Source organism: Sagittula sp. P11 (assembly GCF_002814095.1).
Lineage (GTDB): Bacteria > Pseudomonadota > Alphaproteobacteria > Rhodobacterales > Rhodobacteraceae > Sagittula.
This window is the reverse complement of record NZ_CP021913.1, coordinates 2712265-2730227: the sequence shown is the minus strand read 5'-3', so window position 1 is coordinate 2730227 and position 17963 is coordinate 2712265. Positions and strand designations below refer to the sequence as shown.

General features: G+C 67.3%; 18 protein-coding genes. 7 read left to right on the top strand and 11 right to left on the bottom strand.

Features of this window, described 5'->3' with window-relative positions:
- Positions 1-117 precede the first annotated feature (117 nt).
- Positions 118-669 carry an EF-hand domain-containing protein gene (locus CDO87_RS13185; protein WP_100930960.1) on the top strand — a complete coding sequence of 184 codons (552 nt, stop codon included), beginning with the start codon at positions 118-120 and terminating at the stop codon, positions 667-669.
- A gap of 77 nt (positions 670-746) precedes the next feature.
- On the opposite strand, the gene pheT is transcribed toward CDO87_RS13185, so the two are convergent.
- Together pheT and pheS are read right to left on the bottom strand one after the other, a co-directional pair.
- A complete protein-coding gene (gene pheT, locus CDO87_RS13180) occupies positions 747-3146 on the bottom strand; it encodes a phenylalanine--tRNA ligase subunit beta (RefSeq protein ID WP_100929200.1) in 2400 nt (799 codons plus the stop codon).
- Between the two features lie 206 nt (positions 3147-3352).
- Positions 3353-4426, bottom strand: coding sequence for a phenylalanine--tRNA ligase subunit alpha (gene pheS, locus CDO87_RS13175; RefSeq protein WP_100929199.1), 1074 nt, complete (start codon positions 4424-4426; stop codon positions 3353-3355).
- Positions 4427-4608: 182 nt separating this feature from the next.
- Here pheS and CDO87_RS13170 point away from each other — a divergent pair, with 182 nt between their 5' ends.
- Positions 4609-5280, top strand: coding sequence for an SGNH/GDSL hydrolase family protein (locus tag CDO87_RS13170; RefSeq protein WP_198521716.1), 672 nt, complete (start codon positions 4609-4611; stop codon positions 5278-5280).
- Positions 5281-5364: 84 nt separating this feature from the next.
- On the opposite strand, the gene rplT is transcribed toward CDO87_RS13170, so the two are convergent.
- The 4 genes from rplT to pyk all read right to left on the bottom strand — a co-directional run bounded on the left by rplT (position 5365) and on the right by pyk (position 7922).
- A complete protein-coding gene (gene rplT, locus CDO87_RS13165) occupies positions 5365-5730 on the bottom strand; it encodes a 50S ribosomal protein L20 (protein ID WP_005855131.1) in 366 nt (121 codons plus the stop codon).
- Positions 5731-5752: 22 nt separating this feature from the next.
- Positions 5753-5953 carry a 50S ribosomal protein L35 gene (gene rpmI / locus CDO87_RS13160; RefSeq protein WP_005855129.1) on the bottom strand — a complete coding sequence of 67 codons (201 nt, stop codon included), beginning with the start codon at positions 5951-5953 and terminating at the stop codon, positions 5753-5755.
- 161 nt (positions 5954-6114) lie between these two features.
- On the bottom strand, positions 6115-6345 hold the full coding sequence (locus CDO87_RS13155; protein ID WP_100929198.1) for a hypothetical protein: 231 nt from the start codon (positions 6343-6345) through the stop codon (positions 6115-6117).
- A 131-nt stretch (positions 6346-6476) separates the two neighbouring features.
- Positions 6477-7922, bottom strand: a complete 1446-nt coding sequence (pyk, locus tag CDO87_RS13150; protein WP_100929197.1) for a pyruvate kinase — start codon at positions 7920-7922, stop codon at positions 6477-6479.
- Between the two features lie 230 nt (positions 7923-8152).
- On the opposite strand from pyk, the gene CDO87_RS13145 reads away from it, so the two are divergent.
- Both CDO87_RS13145 and CDO87_RS13140 read left to right on the top strand, forming a co-directional pair.
- Positions 8153-8890: an N-formylglutamate amidohydrolase gene (locus CDO87_RS13145; protein WP_100929196.1), complete on the top strand. Its 738-nt coding sequence runs from the start codon at positions 8153-8155 to the stop codon at positions 8888-8890.
- Between the two features lie 53 nt (positions 8891-8943).
- Positions 8944-9258 carry a DUF1244 domain-containing protein gene (locus CDO87_RS13140; RefSeq protein ID WP_100929195.1) on the top strand — a complete coding sequence of 105 codons (315 nt, stop codon included), beginning with the start codon at positions 8944-8946 and terminating at the stop codon, positions 9256-9258.
- Positions 9259-9412: 154 nt separating this feature from the next.
- On the opposite strand, the gene CDO87_RS13135 is transcribed toward CDO87_RS13140, so the two are convergent.
- The 4 genes from CDO87_RS13135 to leuS form a co-directional block, all read right to left on the bottom strand.
- Positions 9413-9997, bottom strand: a complete 585-nt coding sequence (locus CDO87_RS13135) for a glutathione S-transferase family protein (RefSeq protein ID WP_100929194.1) — start codon at positions 9995-9997, stop codon at positions 9413-9415.
- A gap of 132 nt (positions 9998-10129) precedes the next feature.
- Positions 10130-11155, bottom strand: a complete 1026-nt coding sequence (gene holA, locus CDO87_RS13130; protein ID WP_100929193.1) for a DNA polymerase III subunit delta — start codon at positions 11153-11155, stop codon at positions 10130-10132.
- A complete protein-coding gene (gene lptE, locus CDO87_RS13125; protein WP_100929192.1) occupies positions 11152-11688 on the bottom strand; it encodes an LPS assembly lipoprotein LptE in 537 nt (178 codons plus the stop codon). The genes holA and lptE overlap by 4 nt, the downstream gene beginning before the upstream one ends.
- Positions 11675-14230: a leucine--tRNA ligase gene (gene leuS / locus CDO87_RS13120; protein ID WP_100929191.1), complete on the bottom strand. Its 2556-nt coding sequence runs from the start codon at positions 14228-14230 to the stop codon at positions 11675-11677. Before leuS ends, lptE begins: the two co-directional genes overlap by 14 nt.
- Positions 14231-14461: 231 nt before the next feature.
- On the opposite strand from leuS, the gene CDO87_RS13115 reads away from it, so the two are divergent.
- Positions 14462-14677 (top strand): DUF1127 domain-containing protein, encoded by a 216-nt coding sequence (locus CDO87_RS13115; protein WP_100929190.1) that lies wholly within the window; start codon positions 14462-14464, stop codon positions 14675-14677.
- A gap of 267 nt (positions 14678-14944) precedes the next feature.
- Here CDO87_RS13115 and rpsD read toward each other — a convergent pair whose 3' ends face one another.
- A complete protein-coding gene (gene rpsD, locus CDO87_RS13110; protein WP_100929189.1) occupies positions 14945-15565 on the bottom strand; it encodes a 30S ribosomal protein S4 in 621 nt (206 codons plus the stop codon).
- A gap of 261 nt (positions 15566-15826) precedes the next feature.
- Here rpsD and CDO87_RS13105 point away from each other — a divergent pair, with 261 nt between their 5' ends.
- Together CDO87_RS13105 and CDO87_RS13100 are read left to right on the top strand one after the other, a co-directional pair.
- Positions 15827-16642 carry an EAL domain-containing protein gene (locus CDO87_RS13105; RefSeq protein WP_100929188.1) on the top strand — a complete coding sequence of 272 codons (816 nt, stop codon included), beginning with the start codon at positions 15827-15829 and terminating at the stop codon, positions 16640-16642.
- A 139-nt stretch (positions 16643-16781) separates the two neighbouring features.
- Positions 16782-17957, top strand: coding sequence for an acetyl-CoA C-acetyltransferase (locus CDO87_RS13100; protein ID WP_100929187.1), 1176 nt, complete (start codon positions 16782-16784; stop codon positions 17955-17957).
- Positions 17958-17963: the final 6 nt, after the last annotated feature.

Genomic DNA, 17963 nt, shown 5'->3' with positions numbered 1-17963 from the left:
CAAAGCGGTGGCCGGGTGCCGCCCTGCAAAATCTGCGGACGGGCGCGATTTCCGCGACGGATATACATTCTGAAATCGTTATATGACTATCACAAACGCAGATGAATGGATCCCGACATGAAACGCATGGCTCTCGCCCTCGCCCTTCTCGCAACGCCCGCGCTGGCGCAACAGGGCACGCCCGGGGCGCATTTCCTCCAGAACTGGGACCTCGACGGCGACGGCAAGGTCACCGTGGCCGAAGCCGAAACGCGCCGCGGCGATGTCTTCCTCTCCTTCGATGCCGACGACGACGGGTTTCTGGACGCCGATGAATACGTGCTCTTCGACGAGGCCCGTGCAACCGACATGGCGGCCCAAAGCGCGCAGGATCGCGGGCCGATGATGCGCGCGGCGGATGGCATGAAGCTGACGCGGAACGACACGGACGGGGACGGCAAGGTCAGCCGCGAGGAGTTCGTCGCCGGAGCCGCCGGCTGGGTCGCGCAGATGGACAGCGACGGAGACGGCGCGGTGACGGTGGCCGATTTCGGACCGGGCCGCGCGGGGCGCATGGGCCAGGGGCAAGGCACGCGTCTTGGCATGGCGCAGGGCACGGGTCACGGGATGGGACAAGGTATGGGTCAGGGCATGGGCCACGCCATGCCGAAAGGTCCGGGAACCAACTGACCCGGCCCGCGAAACGCAAAGCAGGGTGGAGTTGAACTCCACCCGACCTCATGTCACGCCAGCGGTGCGGTCCGGGGTCAGCCCCGAAGGACGCCGCCCGTGGCCTTGGTCACCTTCTCGACGATCCGGGCCGCCACGGCCTCGATGTCCTTCTCTTTCAGCGTCGCGTCGGTCGGCTGAAGGCGCACGGTGATGGCGAGGGACTTCTTGCCCTCCCCCAGCGACCCGCCGATGAACTCGTCGAACACGCGCACGTCGGAGATCAGCGCCTTGTCGGCCCCCTGGGCGGCATTGACCAGGGTCAGCGCCTCCACGTCGCGGTCGACGACGAAGGCAAAGTCCCGCTCAACCGCTTGCAGGTCGTTCAGCGCCAGCGCCGGACGGGTCGCCCCGGCCTTGCGCGGCAGCGGCACCTCGGCGGGGTAGAGCGTGAAGGCCACTGCGGGCCCCTTCACATCCATCGCCGACAGCACGCGCGGGTGCAGTTCGCCGAAGACACCCAGCACCTTCTTCGGGCCGAGGCAGAGCTTGCCGTGGCGGCCCGGATGCCACCAGCCTTCGGCGCCGCGCAGGATCTGCACCTTTGCGGGCGCGCCCATGGCGGCCAGCACCGCCTCCGCATCCGCCTTGGCGTCATAGACATCCACCGGGCGCGAGGCGCCGTGAACGTCCTTCGGCCCGGTCCGTCCGACCAGCAGGCCGGAGACCATCAGCGCCTGCTCTCCCGGCTCGCCGCCATGGAAGGCATGGCCGACCTCGAACAGAGCCATCTCGGCAAAGCCGCGCGCCTGGTTGCGGGCCGCCGCGCGCAGCAGCCCGGGCAGAAGCTGCGGGCGCATGTGGCTCATGTCGCTGCTGATCGGGTTGGCCAGCATCGTCGCATCGCCGCCGCCGCCGAACAGCGCCGCGGCCTCCGAGTCGATGAAGCTGTAGGTCACGCACTCGTTGTAGCCGAGCGCCGCCGCCGTGCGCCGCGCCAGTTGCTCGCGCTTCTGAAGGGCCGAGAGGATCGGCCTCTGGACGCCCGGCGCCTTGCGCAGCGGCTTGCCCTTGAGCTTCGTCAGGGAGGCGACGCGGGCCACCTCCTCCACGAGGTCGGCCTCGCCCAGCACGTCCGGGCGCCACGACGGCACATGCGCCATGTTGCCCTCCATGCGGAAACCCAGACGGGTCAGGGTCTGGCGCTGCTCGCTTTCCGGGATCTCCATCCCGACGAGCGAGACGACGCGCGCCGGGTCCAGCCGGTAGGCGCGCGCGGTGTCCGGCACGCGGCCCGCGACCACGACCTCGGACGGCTCGCCGCCGCAAAGGTCGAGGATCATCTGCGTCGCATCCTCGATGGCCTGCATGTTGTAGGCCGGGTCGATGCCGCGCTCGTTGCGGTAGCGGGCGTCGGAGTTGATCTTCAGCGCGCGGCCGGTGTGCGCGATCTGGATGCGGTCCCAGACGGCGGCCTCGAGGAAGACGTTGACCGTGTCCTGCGTGCAGCCGGTGGACAGCCCGCCCATGATGCCGCCGATGGATTCGACGCCCGCCGCGTCGGAGATCACCACCTGCCCGGGGCCGAAGGTGTAGGTCTTCTCGTCGAGCCCCACCAGCGTCTCGCCCCCCTCGGTGCGATGGATGCGCAGCGCGCCGCCCTGCACCTTGTCCGCGTCGAAGACATGCAGCGGGCGGTTGCGGTCATGGGTGAAGAAGTTGGTCACATCCACCAGCTTCGAGATCGGGCGCAGGCCGATGGCGCGCAGGCGGTCCTGCAGCCATTTCGGCGAAGGCCCGTTCTGCACGCCGCGGATCAGCCGCCCGGCAAAGATCTCGCAGCCGTCGGTGGCGGCATCCGCGTCGATGGTGACGGAGACCGGACACGGGTACTGGCCCGGGACATGCGCTTCCTTCAGCGGTTTCAGCGTGCCGAGGCCGCGCGCCGCGAGGTCGCGGGCGATGCCGTGCACCCCAAGGGCGTCCTGCCGGTTCGGCGTGATCGCGATCTCGATCATCGGGTCGACCTTCGCCGGGTCGTTCTGCGCCAGCCAGTCGGTGAACTTCTGCCCGACCTCGCCGGAGGGCAGCTCGATGATGCCCGTGTGCTCGTCCGACAGCTCCAGCTCCCGCTCGGAGGCCATCATGCCGTGGCTCTCGACGCCGCGGATGTTGCCGACCGAGAGCGTCGTGTCGATGCCGGGCACGTAGTCGCCCGGTTTCGCCAGCACGACGGTGATCCCCTCACGCGCGTTCGGCGCGCCGCAGACGATCTGCTTCTCGCCCTCGTCGGTCATCACCCGGCAGACGCGCAGACGGTCGGCGTCCGGGTGCTGCTCGGCGTGGACCACCTTGGCGAGGGTAAAGGCCTTCAGCCGGGACGCGGGATCGACGACCTCCTCGACCTCCAGCCCGAGATCGGTCAGCGTCTCCGCGATCTCGTCGACAGAGGCGGTGGTGTCGAGATGCTCTTTCAGCCAGGAGAGGGTGAATTTCATGTGCCGGGCCCCGATCAGAAAATACGTCCGGCCTCCCTTACCGCAGCCCCGATGGGAGGGGAAGGGCGACCCTGTGCTTCTCTGCTTTGCAAATACTCACAGCAACGGACGCCACAGGCGATACCGCCCCCGGAAGGGCGGTACCCGTTGCCGGATCGCGCTGTCAGGCCACATCCTGCGGGTACGCCGCGGGATTGCCTTTCAGGTCACCGCGACAACCCGCCGTGCAGGGTCGGCACGTCCAGCGAGGCAAAGCCGTAGTGGCGCAGCCAGCGCAGGTCGCTGTCGAAGAAGGCGCGGAGGTCGGGGATGCCGTATTTCAGCATCGCGATCCGGTCGATCCCCATGCCGAAGGCAAAGCCCTGCCATTCGTCCGGGTCCACGCCGCCGGAGCGCAGCACGTGCGGGTGCACCATGCCGGAGCCCAGCACCTCCAGCCAGCCGTCGCCCTGCCCGATCTTGAGCTGGCCGTCTTCCCAGGAACACTGGATGTCGACCTCGGCCGAGGGTTCGGTGAAGGGGAAGTGCGAGGCGCGGAAGCGGGTCTTGATGCCGTCGATCTCGAAGAAGGCGGAGAAGAACTCCTCCAGCACCCACTTGAGGTTCGCCATGGAGATGTCGCGGTCGATGGCGAGGCCCTCGATCTGGTGGAACATCGGCGTGTGGGTCTGGTCGTAGTCGGCACGGTAGACGCGGCCCGGCGCGATGATGCGGCAGGGCGCGCCGTGCTTTTCCATGTGCCGGATCTGCACCGGGGAGGTGTGGGTGCGCAGCACGTGCGGCGGGCGATTGTCGCCCTCCTCGCGGTGCATGTAGAACGTGTCCATCTCGGCCCGCGCGGGGTGGTGGCCGGGGATGTTCAGCGCGTCGAAGTTGTACCAGTCGGTGTCGATCTGCGGCCCCTCGGCCACGGCAAAGCCCATGTCGGCGAAGATCGCCGTGATCTCTTCCGTCACCTGGCTGATCGGGTGGATCGAGCCCTGGCGCTGCGGGCGGACCGGCAGCGTCACGTCGAGCCATTCGGTCTTCAGCCGTTCGTCCAGCGCCGCATCGGCCAGCGCGGCCTTCTTCGCGGCCAGCGCCGTGTTGATCTCGTCCTTCAGCGCGTTCAGCGCCGGACCGGCGGTCTGACGCTCTTCGGGGGACATCTTGCCCAGCTCGCGCATCTTCAGGCTGATCTCGCCCTTCTTGCCGACGGCGGCGACGCGGAGGTCCTCGAGCGTGCCCTCGTCGGAGGCGTTCGAGATGAGGTCGAGATACTTGTTTCTCAGATCGTCCATGTCAGGGCTCCCGCGTGTGCGCGTGCTGAGTAGCGAGGGACGCCGGGGGAAACAAGGCCGGAGCGCCATGGCGGGGTCGGGAAACGTGTTCCCGCTGCCAAGAAACGCCCCCGTGTTGCCCGAACGGGACGACTTGAAGCGCGGGGATTTCGTGTCAGGTTCCCCGGCGAGGGAGGATCGCGATGCGACTTGTCGGACTTTTGATATGCCTTGCGCTGGCGGCCTGCGGGCGCTCGGTGCCGCCCGGCGCGCGGATCGTCGTCGCAGGCGATTCGGTGATGGCGTGGAACCGCAACAGCGGCGGATCGGTGGCGGACAACATGTCTGCGCTGCTGCGGGAACCGGTGGGCGACGTGGCGACCTCGCTCGCCCGGGTGACGGAGGGTGTGGGGCCGCTGAGCATCCCCTCGCAGGTGGCGCGGCTGTCGGCGGAATGGGTCATCCTCGACGGCGGCGCCAACGACCTGCGCGAGGAATGCGGCTGCACGCGCTGCGATACGGTTCTGGACGAGCTGGTGTCGGAGGACGGACGCTCCGGCGCGGTGCCCCGGCTGGTTGCCGGGCTGCGCGGCAGGGGCAGCAAGGTGATCTGGGCGGATTACTACACCGCGCCGCGCTATGCGGGCACGATCTGCGTCGGGCCCTACCTCGAATACGAGGCGCGGCTGATGCGGATGGCGGCGCGCGACGAAGGCGTGGTGCTGGTCGACCTTGCGGCGGTCATGCCGTCGTCGGACCTGTCGCTGTTCGCGTGGGACAAGATCCACCCGTCCCCGACCGGCTCCGCCCGGATCGCGAGGCTGCTGGCCGATACGCTGCAGGCCGAGCGGGCGAAGCGCGGCGGCGGACGCTGACGGCCGCCCGGGCGCGGCGCACAAAGCAAAACGGCCGCCGGGGATCCGACGGCCGTTCGTGTTCAACACATCAGGGCGGGCAACTTACGCGGCCAGCGCACCTTTCGCCTGCTCGACGATCGCCGCGAAGGCGTCCGGCTCGTGCACGGCGAGGTCGGCGAGCACCTTGCGGTCCACCTCGATGCCGGCCTTCGACAGGCCGTTGATGAAGCGCGAATAGGTCAGCGTCTCGTCGTTCAGGCGAACGGCGGCGTTGATCCGCTGGATCCACAGCGCGCGGAACTGGCGCTTGCGGTTCTTGCGGTCGCGGGTTGCGTACTGGTTCGCCTTGTCAACCGCCTGTGCCGCCACCTTGAAGGTGTTCTTGCGGCGGCCATAGTAACCTTTGGCCTGGTTGGTGATCTTCTTGTGGCGCGCGTGTGTGACGGTACCGCCTTTGACTCGGGGCATATCTGATCCTCCTGGCTAGCGGTTATCGATCGTAGGGCATGTAGCCCTTGACGATCTTGGCGTCGGGGGCCGACAGCGTGGTCGTGCCGCGCGCGTCGCGGATGAATTTCTTGTGGCGCTTGATCATGCCGTGGCGCTTGCCGGCCTGGCCAGCGATGACCTTTCCGGTCGCGCTCACCTTGAAGCGCTTCTTGGCGCTCGACTTGGTCTTCATCTTGGGCATTTCGGTTCCTCTTCAAAGAGCGCCTTCGCTTACGCTCGGGCCGCCGTTGTTGACGCGACTCGGCATGCCAAAGAAGGCCGGCCGCGCGGTTGAAGGGCGCCCTATAGAGGGCCGGGGGGGATTTGGCAAGGGGGTCCGCGCCTTGTGCGCGGGCGGTCGGGCTAGCCGATCATCTGTCCGATCACGCCGTAGAGGATGTCGGGCACCTCGTCGAGCCGGAAGCCGCCCTCCTGCCTGCGCCAGGCCCATGTGCCCAGTGCGCAGCCGGCGAACAGCAGGATCGTGCCCGCGAAGGGTTTCCGGCGGTCTGCCCATGCCGAGATCAGCGCCGGCAGCGCAAGCACCACGAGCAGCATGCCCATCACGAGCGCGGTCTTGGGATCGAGGGTCATGGGTGCCTCCGGCTGTCAGGGCCAGAGTGCGTCACCGGCGCGCGCGGGTCAAATGCGGCGCCGGATGACATTCGGGCAAGGATGGGCCACGGGGCCGGGGCGCGCGCAGTACACGCGCCCCGGTTGCCAGATCACTCCGGATCGGTGGAATAGATCAACCGCTCGTTACAGGGCGCGACGCGCAGGATGTTGGTCGTGCCCGAGGTGTTGAACGGCACACCGGCGGTCACGACGATCTGGTCGTCCTCTGTCGCGTAGCCGTGTGCGCGCGCGGCGCGGGCGGCGTTGACCACGGCCTGCTTGAAGCGCTCCAGCTCGCCGGTCATGACGCACTGCGTACCCCAGTTCAGGGACAGGCGGCGCGCGGTGCCGCGGCGGTTGGTCAGCGCGATGATCGGCACGCGGGGCCGTTCGCGTGCCACCAGACCCGCGGTGTTGCCGGAAGAGGTGAAGCAGCAGATCGCCTTGATATCGGTCGTCTCCGCGATCTCGCGGGCGGCGGCCACGATGCCGTCGGCCACGGTCTTGCGGTCCGCGTGGCGCGAGGCCTCGATGATGTCGCGGTAGGTCGGGTCGCTTTCGACCGACACGGCAACGTTGTTCATGGTCATCACCGCCTCGATCGGGTACTGCCCCGCCGCGGATTCCGCCGAGAGCATGATCGCGTCGGTGCCTTCGTAGATCGCGCCGGAGACGTCAGAGACCTCTGCCCTTGTGGGCATCGGCGATTCGATCATCGACTCGAGCATCTGCGTGGCGACGATCACCGGGCGCGCCTTGGCCCGACATTTCCGCACGAGGCGCTTCTGGATCGGCGGGACTGAGTGGACGGGCAGTTCGACGCCAAGGTCGCCGCGCGCCACCATGATGCCGTCCGACACCTCGAGGATCGCGTCGAAGTCGTTCACGGCAGAGGGCTTTTCGATCTTGGCGATCAGCGCGGCGCGGCCGTTGGCGAGGTCGCGCGCTTCCTGCACGTCTCGTGCGCGCTGCACGAAGGACAGGGCCAGCCACTCGATCCCGAGCGAGCAGACGAATTCGAGGTCGCGCTTGTCCTTCTCCGACAGGGCGGCCAGCGGCAGCACCACGTCGGGAACGTTCACGCCCTTGCGGTTGGAGATCGTGCCGCCCGCCTCGACGATGCAGTTGGCGTGGTCGCTGGTGCAGTCGGCGACCTTGAGGCGGATCTTGCCGTCGTTGACCAGCAGATGCGCGCCGGGTTGCAGCGCCTCGAAGATTTCCGGGTGCGGAAGCTGCACACGCTTCGAATCGCCCGGCGTGTCGTCGAGGTCGAGGCGGAACTCCTGCCCCCACTCCAGCTCTTCGGAGCCATTGGCGAATTCACCGACGCGCAGTTTCGGTCCCTGAAGGTCGGCGAGGATGGCGATGGGACTGTCGAGGTCCTGCTCCACCTTGCGGATGATGCGGTGACGCTCCTCGATTTCCTCGTGGGTGCCGTGGGACATGTTGAGGCGGAACACGTCTGCGCCCGCCTCGTGCAGGGCCCTGATCATCTCGTAGGTCGAGGATGCGGGGCCGAGCGTGGCCACGATCTTGACGTTGCGGTCGCGTTTCATGGCGGTAGACCTTTCCTTGTCGTCCTGTCCCGTACGGTTCAATCGGCGCCCTTTCGGGGTCTGCCGTCGTGGTGGTGCCGACCCTGCCATGGCCGCATGCGGATACCCGAACGGGTTACCGCTAACACGCCTGCTTTATCGCCTAACTGCCGGGCTTGTGCAACGAGATGTCGCACATTTTCATTCCCCGCAAGGGCCTCTATGTGTAGCGGGCCGGAGGTTACCGAACCATGACATACGCGCCATTCACGATGGAAGGGGCAGAGCGCCAGAGCCGTTTCCTCATCACCTGCGATCACGCCACCAACCTCGTGCCGCCGGACCTTGGCGGAACGCTGGGCCTGCCGGAGGAGGATATGGCGCGGCACATCGCCTACGACGTGGGTGCTGCCGGCGTGTCACGGGCACTTGCGGCGGAGCTGGACGCGCCGGTCGTCATGGCGAACTTCTCGCGGCTGGTGATCGACCCGAACCGCGGCGCCGACGATCCGACCCTGCTGATGAAGCTATACGACGGGACGATCATCCCCGGGAACCGCCACGCCGATGCCGCCGAGAAGGCGCGCCGGATCGCCGCCTACTGGCAGCCCTACCACGACGCGCTGGAGGGGCTGGCCGCGCGGCGGGACGACACGGTGATCGTGGCGATCCATTCCTTCACGCCGCGGCTGCGCGGACGGCGGCCCCGGCCGTGGCACGTGGGCATCCTGCACGCCTGGGACGCGCGCCTGTCCGATCCGCTGATCGCGCGGCTGGAGGCGGAGCCGGACCTCGTGGTGGGCCGCAACGAGCCCTACCCCGGCCACCTGCCCGGCGACGCCATCGACCTGCACGCGCTGCGGTGCGGGCGGCCGAACACGCTGATCGAGATCCGCCACGACCTGATCCGCGACGAGGCGGCGCAGGTTCTGTGGGGCAAGCGGCTGGCACCGATGCTGGTGTCGGCGCTGGAAAAGGTATCAGACTAGGGGCCGCCGCGTGGCGGCGCGCCGACAAGACGAGCGACCAGAGGAGAGACGACATGGATGACGCAACCCGGACCGAACTGGAAGCGGCGGCCTTCCGTCGCCTGCGCAAGCACCTGATGGAGGACCGTCAGGACGTGCAGAACATCGACCTGATGAACCTCGCGGGCTTCTGCCGCAACTGCCTGAGCCGCTGGTACATGGAAGCCGCGCAGGAGCGTGGCATGGACATGGATCAGGCCGAGGCGCGGGAGGTGTTCTACGGGATGCCCTACGCCGAGTGGAAGGCGCAGAACCAGACGGAGGCCGACGCAGGCAAGCAAGCGGCCTTCGAGAAGGCGTTCAAGGAGAACGTCACAGACAAGAGCTGATCCCTGCGGTGATCGGGGGGCGGAGAATCTCTGCCCTGCATCCCGGTCTGCCCATGGCTCCGCGGTCCGCGTCGGTACGGGATGATCGCCGTGTGGCGGCCGTGTCGGCGCGACGCTCCCGTAGGGTGGGGCTTTGCGCCACCCTACCCCAGACCTACCCCAGGGCCGTCTGGAACGCCGGGCGGTCGCGCAGGCGGTCGAGGTAGTCGGCGAAGGCCTGCGGCGGATCGGGAAAATTCGCCGACCGTGCCCAGCCGCCGCAATGGCCGAGGATGAAATCCGGCACCGTCATCTCCTCCCCCATCAGGAAGGGGCCCTCGACCTCGTCGAAGAGCCGCGCGATGGCGACGGCGTAATCGGCGCGGCAGGCCGGCTTGATCTCGGGCACCCGGGCCTCTTCCGGCAGAACGAAGCTGTGCCGGGCGGCGCACCACAGCGGCGCCTCGATCTCGTCGAGGATACGAAAGGTGAAGGCATCCTGCCGCGCGCGCTCGGGGCTGCCTGCGGGAGAGGTGAAGCGGCCATGGCTGTCCGCGAGATAGGTCAGGATCGCCGAGCTGTCGCTCAGGCATGTGCCGTCGACGTCCAGCACCGGGATCTTGCCCGAGGGTGTCAGCGCCCGCACCTCGTCCGACTGCGGCTGCATGGGGATGTGCAGGTAGGTCACGTCGAGTTCCTCGAGCATCCACAGAACGCGGAACGTCCGGCTGCGCACCGCGCCGTAAACAGTGAATGTCATGGCTGCTCCCTCTGACGTCGCGGTCAGGATGCTTGTCCCGTTAACCAACCGCAAGGCACCAGAAAGTGCATGGGCAGCAAATCGCTCAACCCATGCGTGTCATGGTCGATGCAAGGCGCGCCTGCCAACCGCCTACCGGCGGGCGAGGTAAGCCAGACGGACGAACGCGCGTTCGACCAGCGCGAAGGCCGGGGCCTTCTGGCCCGCGCTGCGCAGGGTCAGGTCGGTGTCCAGGAGAAGCTCCAGCGCCGCTTCCAGCCGGTCGAGACGCCAACCCTGCGCCTGGCGCAGGATGCGATCGCGCCGCGGGCCGAAGACCGGCGGGCGCAGGCGGCCGATGCCCTGCGCCGGGCCGCCCGGTGCCGACACCAGCGTGTAGAGCATGCGGAAATGGCGGGTGCCCATGATCAGCAGCGTGACCGGCGTGACCCCCTGCCCCGACAGGCGCTGCATCACCGGCGCGATCTCGTCGGTGCGGCCCTCGGCGAGGATGTTGAACACGTCGTCCACGTCGGACTCGAAGGAAGCGGGGGCGTTCAGCTCCACCTCCGCGACCGACAGCGGCGAGCTGTCGTTCAGCTTGTAGAGCGCGATCTTCTCGAGCGTCATGCGGAAGTCGCCGGGCGTCAGGTCGCGGCCCAGCACCTCGAGCGCCCCCATGGCATCGCGGCCGACCTCGGCGATGCCGGCGCGTTTCAGCTCTGCCTCGATCTCCGACCGGGTGAGCGGATTGTTGTAGAGCGCCGCGGCAAAGGCGCGTTTCGACCCTTCGAACAGCTTGCGCAGGGCGGACTTGGCGGCGAGCGATCCGCCGGTGGCAACGATGGTGGCGTCGCCTTCCCGCCAGTCGTCCAGCGCGGCCTTCAGCGCGTCGGTCGCGCCGTCACCGGCCTCTTCCACCACGACGGCACGGGCGCCGGGGAAGAAGCCCGTGGCCTTCACCGCGTCCAGCAGCGCCGCCGGATCGCGGCGCAGGTCGGCGCCGTTCAGGCGGGTGATGCGCATCTCCTCGTCGGCGGCCGGGCCGGTGAGATTGGCGACGACCTCCTGCCGCTTCATCGCGACGCGCATCGTGTCCTCGCCGTAGATCAGCAGGCCCGCCGCCTTGGGATCGGGCTTGCGGAAGAAGGCGTCGGCGTCGCGCGGCGTCAGCTTCATGCGGGCGACGCGGGGTCCGGGAAGTCGGCGGCGCGCAGCAAAAGGTCGTCGATCATCTGGTCGGCGAGGATGACCATCAGGCGCTCTTCCGCGTCGCGTTCCGCTGCGCTGGTCGCCACGGTCGAGCCGGTGGTCGAATAGCCGGTGAAGGCGTTGGTCCGGCCGTCGTGCAGGATCGCGCCGGTGGTGGCATCGGTGAGGGTGTAGAACACCCGCCCGATCAGCCGGTAGCGCGTGATGTTGCCGGTCGAGGTCACGCCGATGTCCTGCTCCGTCACCTGGATCCGCACCGTCAGGGCGTAGGGCGCACCGCTTGCGGGACGGCCCAGGCGCTCTTCGAAGCGGCGGTTGAAGACGTAGCGGCGGTCCTCATCGGGGGCCTGCAGCGATACGGCGTTCAAAAGCCGCGACCCGCCGCCGCCCGGCGCATAGACCGGCGTGAAGCCGCAGGCGGCCGCCAGCGACAGCGCACCGAGGCCCGCCAGCACAGCGCGGCGGTTCAGGTTTCCCGTTTTCGTCTCAGACGACCACATTCACGATCCGCCCCGGCACCACGATCAGCTTTTTCGGCTGGCCCCCGTCGAGGGCCTTCACCACAGCTTCGTGTGCGAGGACCAGCTTTTCAACCTCTTCCTTCGCCAGGTCCTTCGGCACGTCGATCTCGCCCCGGCGCTTGCCGTTGACCTGGATCGGCAGCGTCACCGTATCCTCGACCAGCATCTTCGGGTCGGCCTTGGGCCATGCGGCATCGGCGATCAGCCCCTCGCCACCCAGCGTCTGCCAGATCTCCTCCGCGAGGTGGGGGGTCATCGGCGACATGAGCTGCGCCAGCGTCGTCGCTGCGAAGCGCTTCGTCTCGGTCCCGGCGCGGGACTTCGACAGCGTGTTGGTGAAGGCGTAGAGCTTGGCGATGGCGGCGTTGAAGCCGAAGCTCTCGACACCCATCGTCACGTCGTGGATCGCCTTGTGCGTCTCCTTCAGGAGCGCGGCATCCTCCTGCGTCGGCGGCACCTCGGCGCCCGCGATCTCGGAGGCGATGCGGTAGACGCGCGCCAGGTGTTTGGAGGCGGCCTCTGCCCCGGCGGCGGTCCATTCCACGTCCCGTTCCGGGGGCGAGTCGGATAGCACGAACCAGCGCGCGGTGTCGGCGCCGTAGGTGGCGATGATGTTCATCGGGTCCACCACGTTGTTCTTCGACTTCGACATCTTGGCCGACGGGATGATCTCGACCGCCGTGCCATCCTTCAGGAAGCCGCCGCCGTCGCGCAGTTCGACATCCTCGGGGTAATGGTAGACGGGCCGCCCGTCCGCCCCCTTCGTCTGGTAGATCGCGTGCGTGACCATGCCCTGCGTGAAGAGCGCGTTGAACGGCTCGGCGGATTTCTCCGGCAGGTGGCCGGTGCGGATCATCGCACGGGCGAAGAAGCGGGAGTAGAGCAGGTGCAGGATCGCGTGCTCGATGCCGCCTATGTACTGGTCGACGTTCATCCAGTAGGCAGCGTCCTCCAGATCGGTCGGCGTCTCGGCGCGCGGCGCGGTGAAGCGGGCAAAGTACCACGAGGAGTCCACGAAGGTGTCCATCGTGTCGGTCTCGCGCTTCGCGGGCTTGCCACAGGTCGGGCAGGCGCAGTCGCGCCACGTCGGGTGCCGGTCGAGCGGGTTGCCCGGCACGTCGAAGGTCACGTCGTCGGGCAGCCTGACGGGCAGGTTTTCCTTCTTCTCCGGCACCACGCCGCAGTCGTCGCAATGCACGACCGGGATCGGGCAGCCCCAGTAGCGCTGGCGGGACAGGCCCCAGTCGCGCAGGCGGAACTTCTCGACGCCTTGGCCCAGACCCTTCGCCTCCATCCAGTCGATGGTGGTGTCGACAGCTTCCTGCCCGGTCGCCACGTCGAGACCGGCGAAGTGATTGACCCACTTCACCTTCTCCGTCTTCGGCGGAATGAAGGCGGTGTCGGTCACCGGCTCCGGGTTGTCGAGCGACAGGAAGGTGTCGATCACCGGCAGATCGTACTTGCGGCAGAAGTCGAGGTCGCGCTGGTCGTGCGCCGGAGAGCCGAAGATCGCGCCCGTGCCGTAGTCCATCAGGATGAAGTTGGCGATCCAGACCGGCACTTCCCACGCGGGGTCCAGCGGGTGTTTCACCTTCAGGCCGGTGTCGAAGCCCAGCTTCTCCGCCTTTTCCAGCGCCTCTTCGGTGGTGCCGCCCTTGCGCATCGCCGCAACGGCGCTGGCCAGCTCGGGGTTGTCCTGCTCAAGCGCCTTGGTCAGCGGATGATCCGGCGAAAGCCCGAGGAAGGACGCACCCAGCAGAGTATCGGGGCGGGTGGTGTAGACGTCGATGGCCTCGAAGCCGTGCGAGGGCTCCGTCAGCGACCAGGCGAACTGCAGCCCGCGCGACCGGCCGATCCAGTTGGCCTGCATCAGCTTCACCTTCGCGGGCCAGTCGTCCAGCCCGTCGATGGCATCCAGAAGCTCGCCCGCCATGTCGGAGATCTTGAAGAACCACTGCGTCAGTTCGCGGCGCTCGACTTCGGCGCCGGAGCGCCAGCCCTTGCCGTCGATCACCTGCTCGTTCGCCAGAACGGTCATGTCGACCGGGTCCCAGTTCACCACGGCATTCTTGCGGTAGACCAGCCCTTCGGACAGCATGTCGATGAACAGCGCCTGCTGCTGGCCGTAGTATTCGGGATCGCAGGTGGCGAACATCCGCGACCAGTCGAGGCCGAAGCCCAGCGGCTTCATCTGGCCGACCATCGTGTCGATGTTGCCGTAGGTCCAGTCCTTCGGGTGCCCGCCGGACGCCATGGCGGCGTTCTCGGCCGGCATCCCGAAGGCGTCGAAGCCCATCGGGTGCAGCACGTTGAAGCCGTTCTGTTTCTTGTAGCGCGCGATCACGTCGCCCATCGTGTAGTTGCGGACGTGACCGATGTGGATGCGGCCCGACGGATAGGGGAACATCTCCAGCACGTAGTACTTGGGCTTGTCACCCTCGCGGGTGGCCTTGAAGGTCAGGGCGTCTTCCCAGGCCTTCTGCCACTTCGGCTCGATGCTGGCGGGGTCATAGCGCGACATGTATTCCTCCGGGGACGGATCGGCAGGCGGGTATCCGGTGGCGTGATAAGGTCCGGGAGGTCAAAGGTCCAGTGGCCGTTTGCCGGCGTCGGGGCGGGACGGTCCCTGAGCCTCGGTTCGTCAGCCATGCATGAGCGCTGTGGCGGGTATGCTGCATCCGCACTGGAAGATCGCCGCACTGCGGCATAACTTGTTGTCACGGAGGGGCAACCCAACCGAAGAGGCAAGAAAATGGCACATATCACACACGAGAGCGCACCGCGCCGCAACGTCCTGGCGGACATGTTCAACGGCATGATGGAGGGCCTCGCCCGCATCGCCGAGAGCAGCCACCGCATGAAGGAAATCGAGCGTCTGCACGCAATGTCCGATGCGGACCTGGCAAAGCGCGGCCTGAAGCGCGATGAAATCGCACGTCACGTTTTCCGCGACGTGTTCTACGTCTGAACTCAGGGGCCACGCGTCCCTTTGATTTCAAACCGCCGCGCGCCACGAAGGCCGCGGCGGTTTTGTTTTGTCCGGAGCCCATCGCGGGGTAACGGCGCCCCTGCGTCCGCCCTGCCCCGCGTGGCCCTTTGCTGGCGTGCCACGGTCAGGGCGCCAAACCTCACGCCACCCGACCGAACGCAGGGCAGCACGGTGCTGGGCCCCGGAAACGCGAAAGGGCCGCCCCGAAGGACGGCCCCGAAACATGCCGGCAAAGCCGGGATACGCTTAGTTCTGTGCGTAGTATTCGATGACCAGGTTCGGTTCCATGATCACCGGGTACGGCACGTCCGAAAGGCCCGGGGTGCGCACGAAGGTCGCGGTCAGCTTGTTGTGGTCGACTTCGACGTAGTCGGGAACGTCACGCTCCGGCAGCTGGGTCGCTTCGAGGATTGCGGCCATCTGCTTGGACTTCTCGCGGACCTCGATCACGTCGCCTTCCTTCACGCGGTAGGAGGGGATGTTCACGCGCTGGCCGTTCACGGTCACGTGGCCGTGGTTCACGAACTGGCGGGCGGCGAAGACGGTCGGCACGAACTTGGCGCGGTAGACGACGGCGTCGAGGCGGCGCTCGAGCAGGCCGATCAGCAGCTCGCCGGTGTCACCCTTGGCGCGTTCCGCGTCCGAGAAGATGCGGCGGAATTGCTTTTCGGTCAGGTCGCCGTAGTAGCCCTTGAGCTTCTGTTTGGCGCGCAGCTGAAGGCCGAAGTCGGACATCTTCTGCTTGCGGCGCTGGCCGTGCTGGCCGGGGCCGTACTCGCGGCGGTTGACCGGGGACTTCGGGCGGCCCCAGATGTTTTCGCCCATGCGGCGGTCGATCTTGTACTTGGCAGTCGTGCGTTTGGTCACGGCTGATCTCCTTCTTTGTGTTTCGAAGGGCGTTGTCCTCTCCCCGGACGGGTTGCCCCGCGCCCCGGAGTGACAGGCATCCCCTTGCGGGGGCCACCAACACCAATGGAGCGGCCCGAATACACTGCCCCGGTGGAGAGTCAAGCCTCTGCCCCGCCGGCGGGTCCAATTCGACGCAAAGGCGCGCTTTAAACCGGACTTAACCCCGCGCCTTTCAAATGCCGCCACACCGACTCCCCCGGCGAACACGGAGCGCCCCCCATGCCGAAGATCACCACCGGCCCGCGCAATGCCCTCGAACACGCGGTCGACGCGCGCGACGCGGGCGTCATGGACATGGTGCGCCGTGCGATCCAGCACCGTCAGGTCATCCTCGCCTTCCAGCCGGTCGTGCAGGCGGCGCAACCGGACCGGGCCGCCTTCCAGGAGGGGCTGATTCGCGTCCTCGACGACACCGGGCGGGTGATTCCCGCCGGAGAGTTCATCGATACCGTGGAAGACACCGAGTACGGGCGGCTTCTGGACTGCATCGCATTGGAAAAGGGCCTGAGCGAGCTGCGCCGCGTGCCGAGCTTGCGGCTGTCGGTCAACATGTCGGCGCGGTCCATCGGCTACAAGAAGTGGATGCGCACGCTGCATCGGGGCATCTCCGACGACCCCACCGTGGCCGAACGGCTGATTCTCGAGATCACGGAGCATTCCGCCATGCTGGTGCCCGAACTGGTCACCACCTTCATGAGCGACCTGCGCAAGAAGGGAATCACCTTCGCCATCGACGATTTCGGCTCCGGCTACACCGCGCTGCGGCATTTCAAGGACTTCAGCTTCGACATCCTGAAGATCGACGGGGAATTCTGTCGCGGCATTGCCAAGGATCCCGACAACCAGGTCCTTGTCGGCGCCATGGTCAGCATTTCCGAACACTTCGACATGTTCACAGTCGCCGAATGCGTCGAGACGCAGGCAGATGCCGACTGCCTTGCCCGCCTGGGGGTCGATTGCCTTCAGGGTTATCTCTACGCGGCACCCACCGTCACACCCGCATGGCGGGCAGAGCCGACCCGCCGACAGGCCTGACGCAACGTTGCTCTGAGACACCCTGCCTCTTTTGGAGGGTGGAAAAATCGTTTAGTCCATTCCCTCGACAGGCGAGACAGAAGCGGTCCGCGCCCCGCGGGCTCGCGTTTACATTTACGCTTGGCCAGGAGGACACCACATGACCAATGTCGTTATCGCAAGCGCTGCCCGCACCGGCGTCGGCAGCTTTGGCGGCTCGTTCGCCAACACCCCGGCGCACGATCTGGGTGCTGCCGTGCTGGAGGCGCTGGTCGCCCGTGCAGGCATCTCGAAGGACGAGGTTTCGGAAACCATTCTCGGCCAGGTGCTGACCGCCGCTCAGGGCCAGAACCCTGCGCGTCAGGCGCACATCAACGCGGGCCTGCCGAAGGAATCGGCCGCATGGGGCATCAACCAGGTCTGCGGCTCGGGCCTGCGCGCCGTTGCACTGGGTGCGCAGCACATCATGCTGGGCGACGCCGCCATCGTCTGCGCCGGCGGCCAGGAAAACATGTCCATGAGCCCCCACGCGCAGAACCTGCGCCAGGCGCACAAGATGGGCGACGTGAAGTACATCGACACGATGATCAAGGACGGCCTCTGGGACGCGTTCAACGGCTACCACATGGGCCAGACCGCCGAGAACGTGGCCGACCAGTGGCAGATCACCCGCGAGATGCAGGACGAATTCGCCGTCGCATCCCAGAACAAGGCCGAGGCCGCGCAGAAGGCCGGCAAGTTCGACGACGAGGTGATCCCCTTCACCATCAAGACCCGCAAGGGCGACATCGTCATGGACAAGGATGAGTACATCCGCCACGGCGCAACGATGGACGCCATGCAGAAACTGCGTCCGGCCTTCACCAAGGACGGCTCCGTGACCGCGGCGAACGCCTCCGGCATCAACGACGGCGCCGCCGGTGTCCTGCTGATGTCCGCCGACGACGCCGAGAAGCGCGGGATCGAGCCGCTGGCCCGCATCGCGTCCTACGCGACCGCCGGTCTCGATCCGTCGATCATGGGCGTCGGCCCGATCCACGCATCGCGCAAGGCGCTGGAAAAGGCCGGCTGGTCGGTGAGCGACCTCGACCTCGTGGAAGCCAACGAGGCCTTCGCCGCACAGGCCTGTGCCGTGAACAAGGACATGGGCTGGGATCCGGCCATCGTGAACGTGAACGGCGGCGCCATCGCCATCGGCCACCCGATCGGTGCTTCGGGCTGCCGTGTCCTGAACACCCTGCTGTTCGAAATGAAGCGCCGCGACGCCAAGAAGGGCCTCGCCACGCTCTGCATCGGTGGCGGCATGGGCGTCGCGCTCTGCGTCGAGCGTCCGTAAGACGGA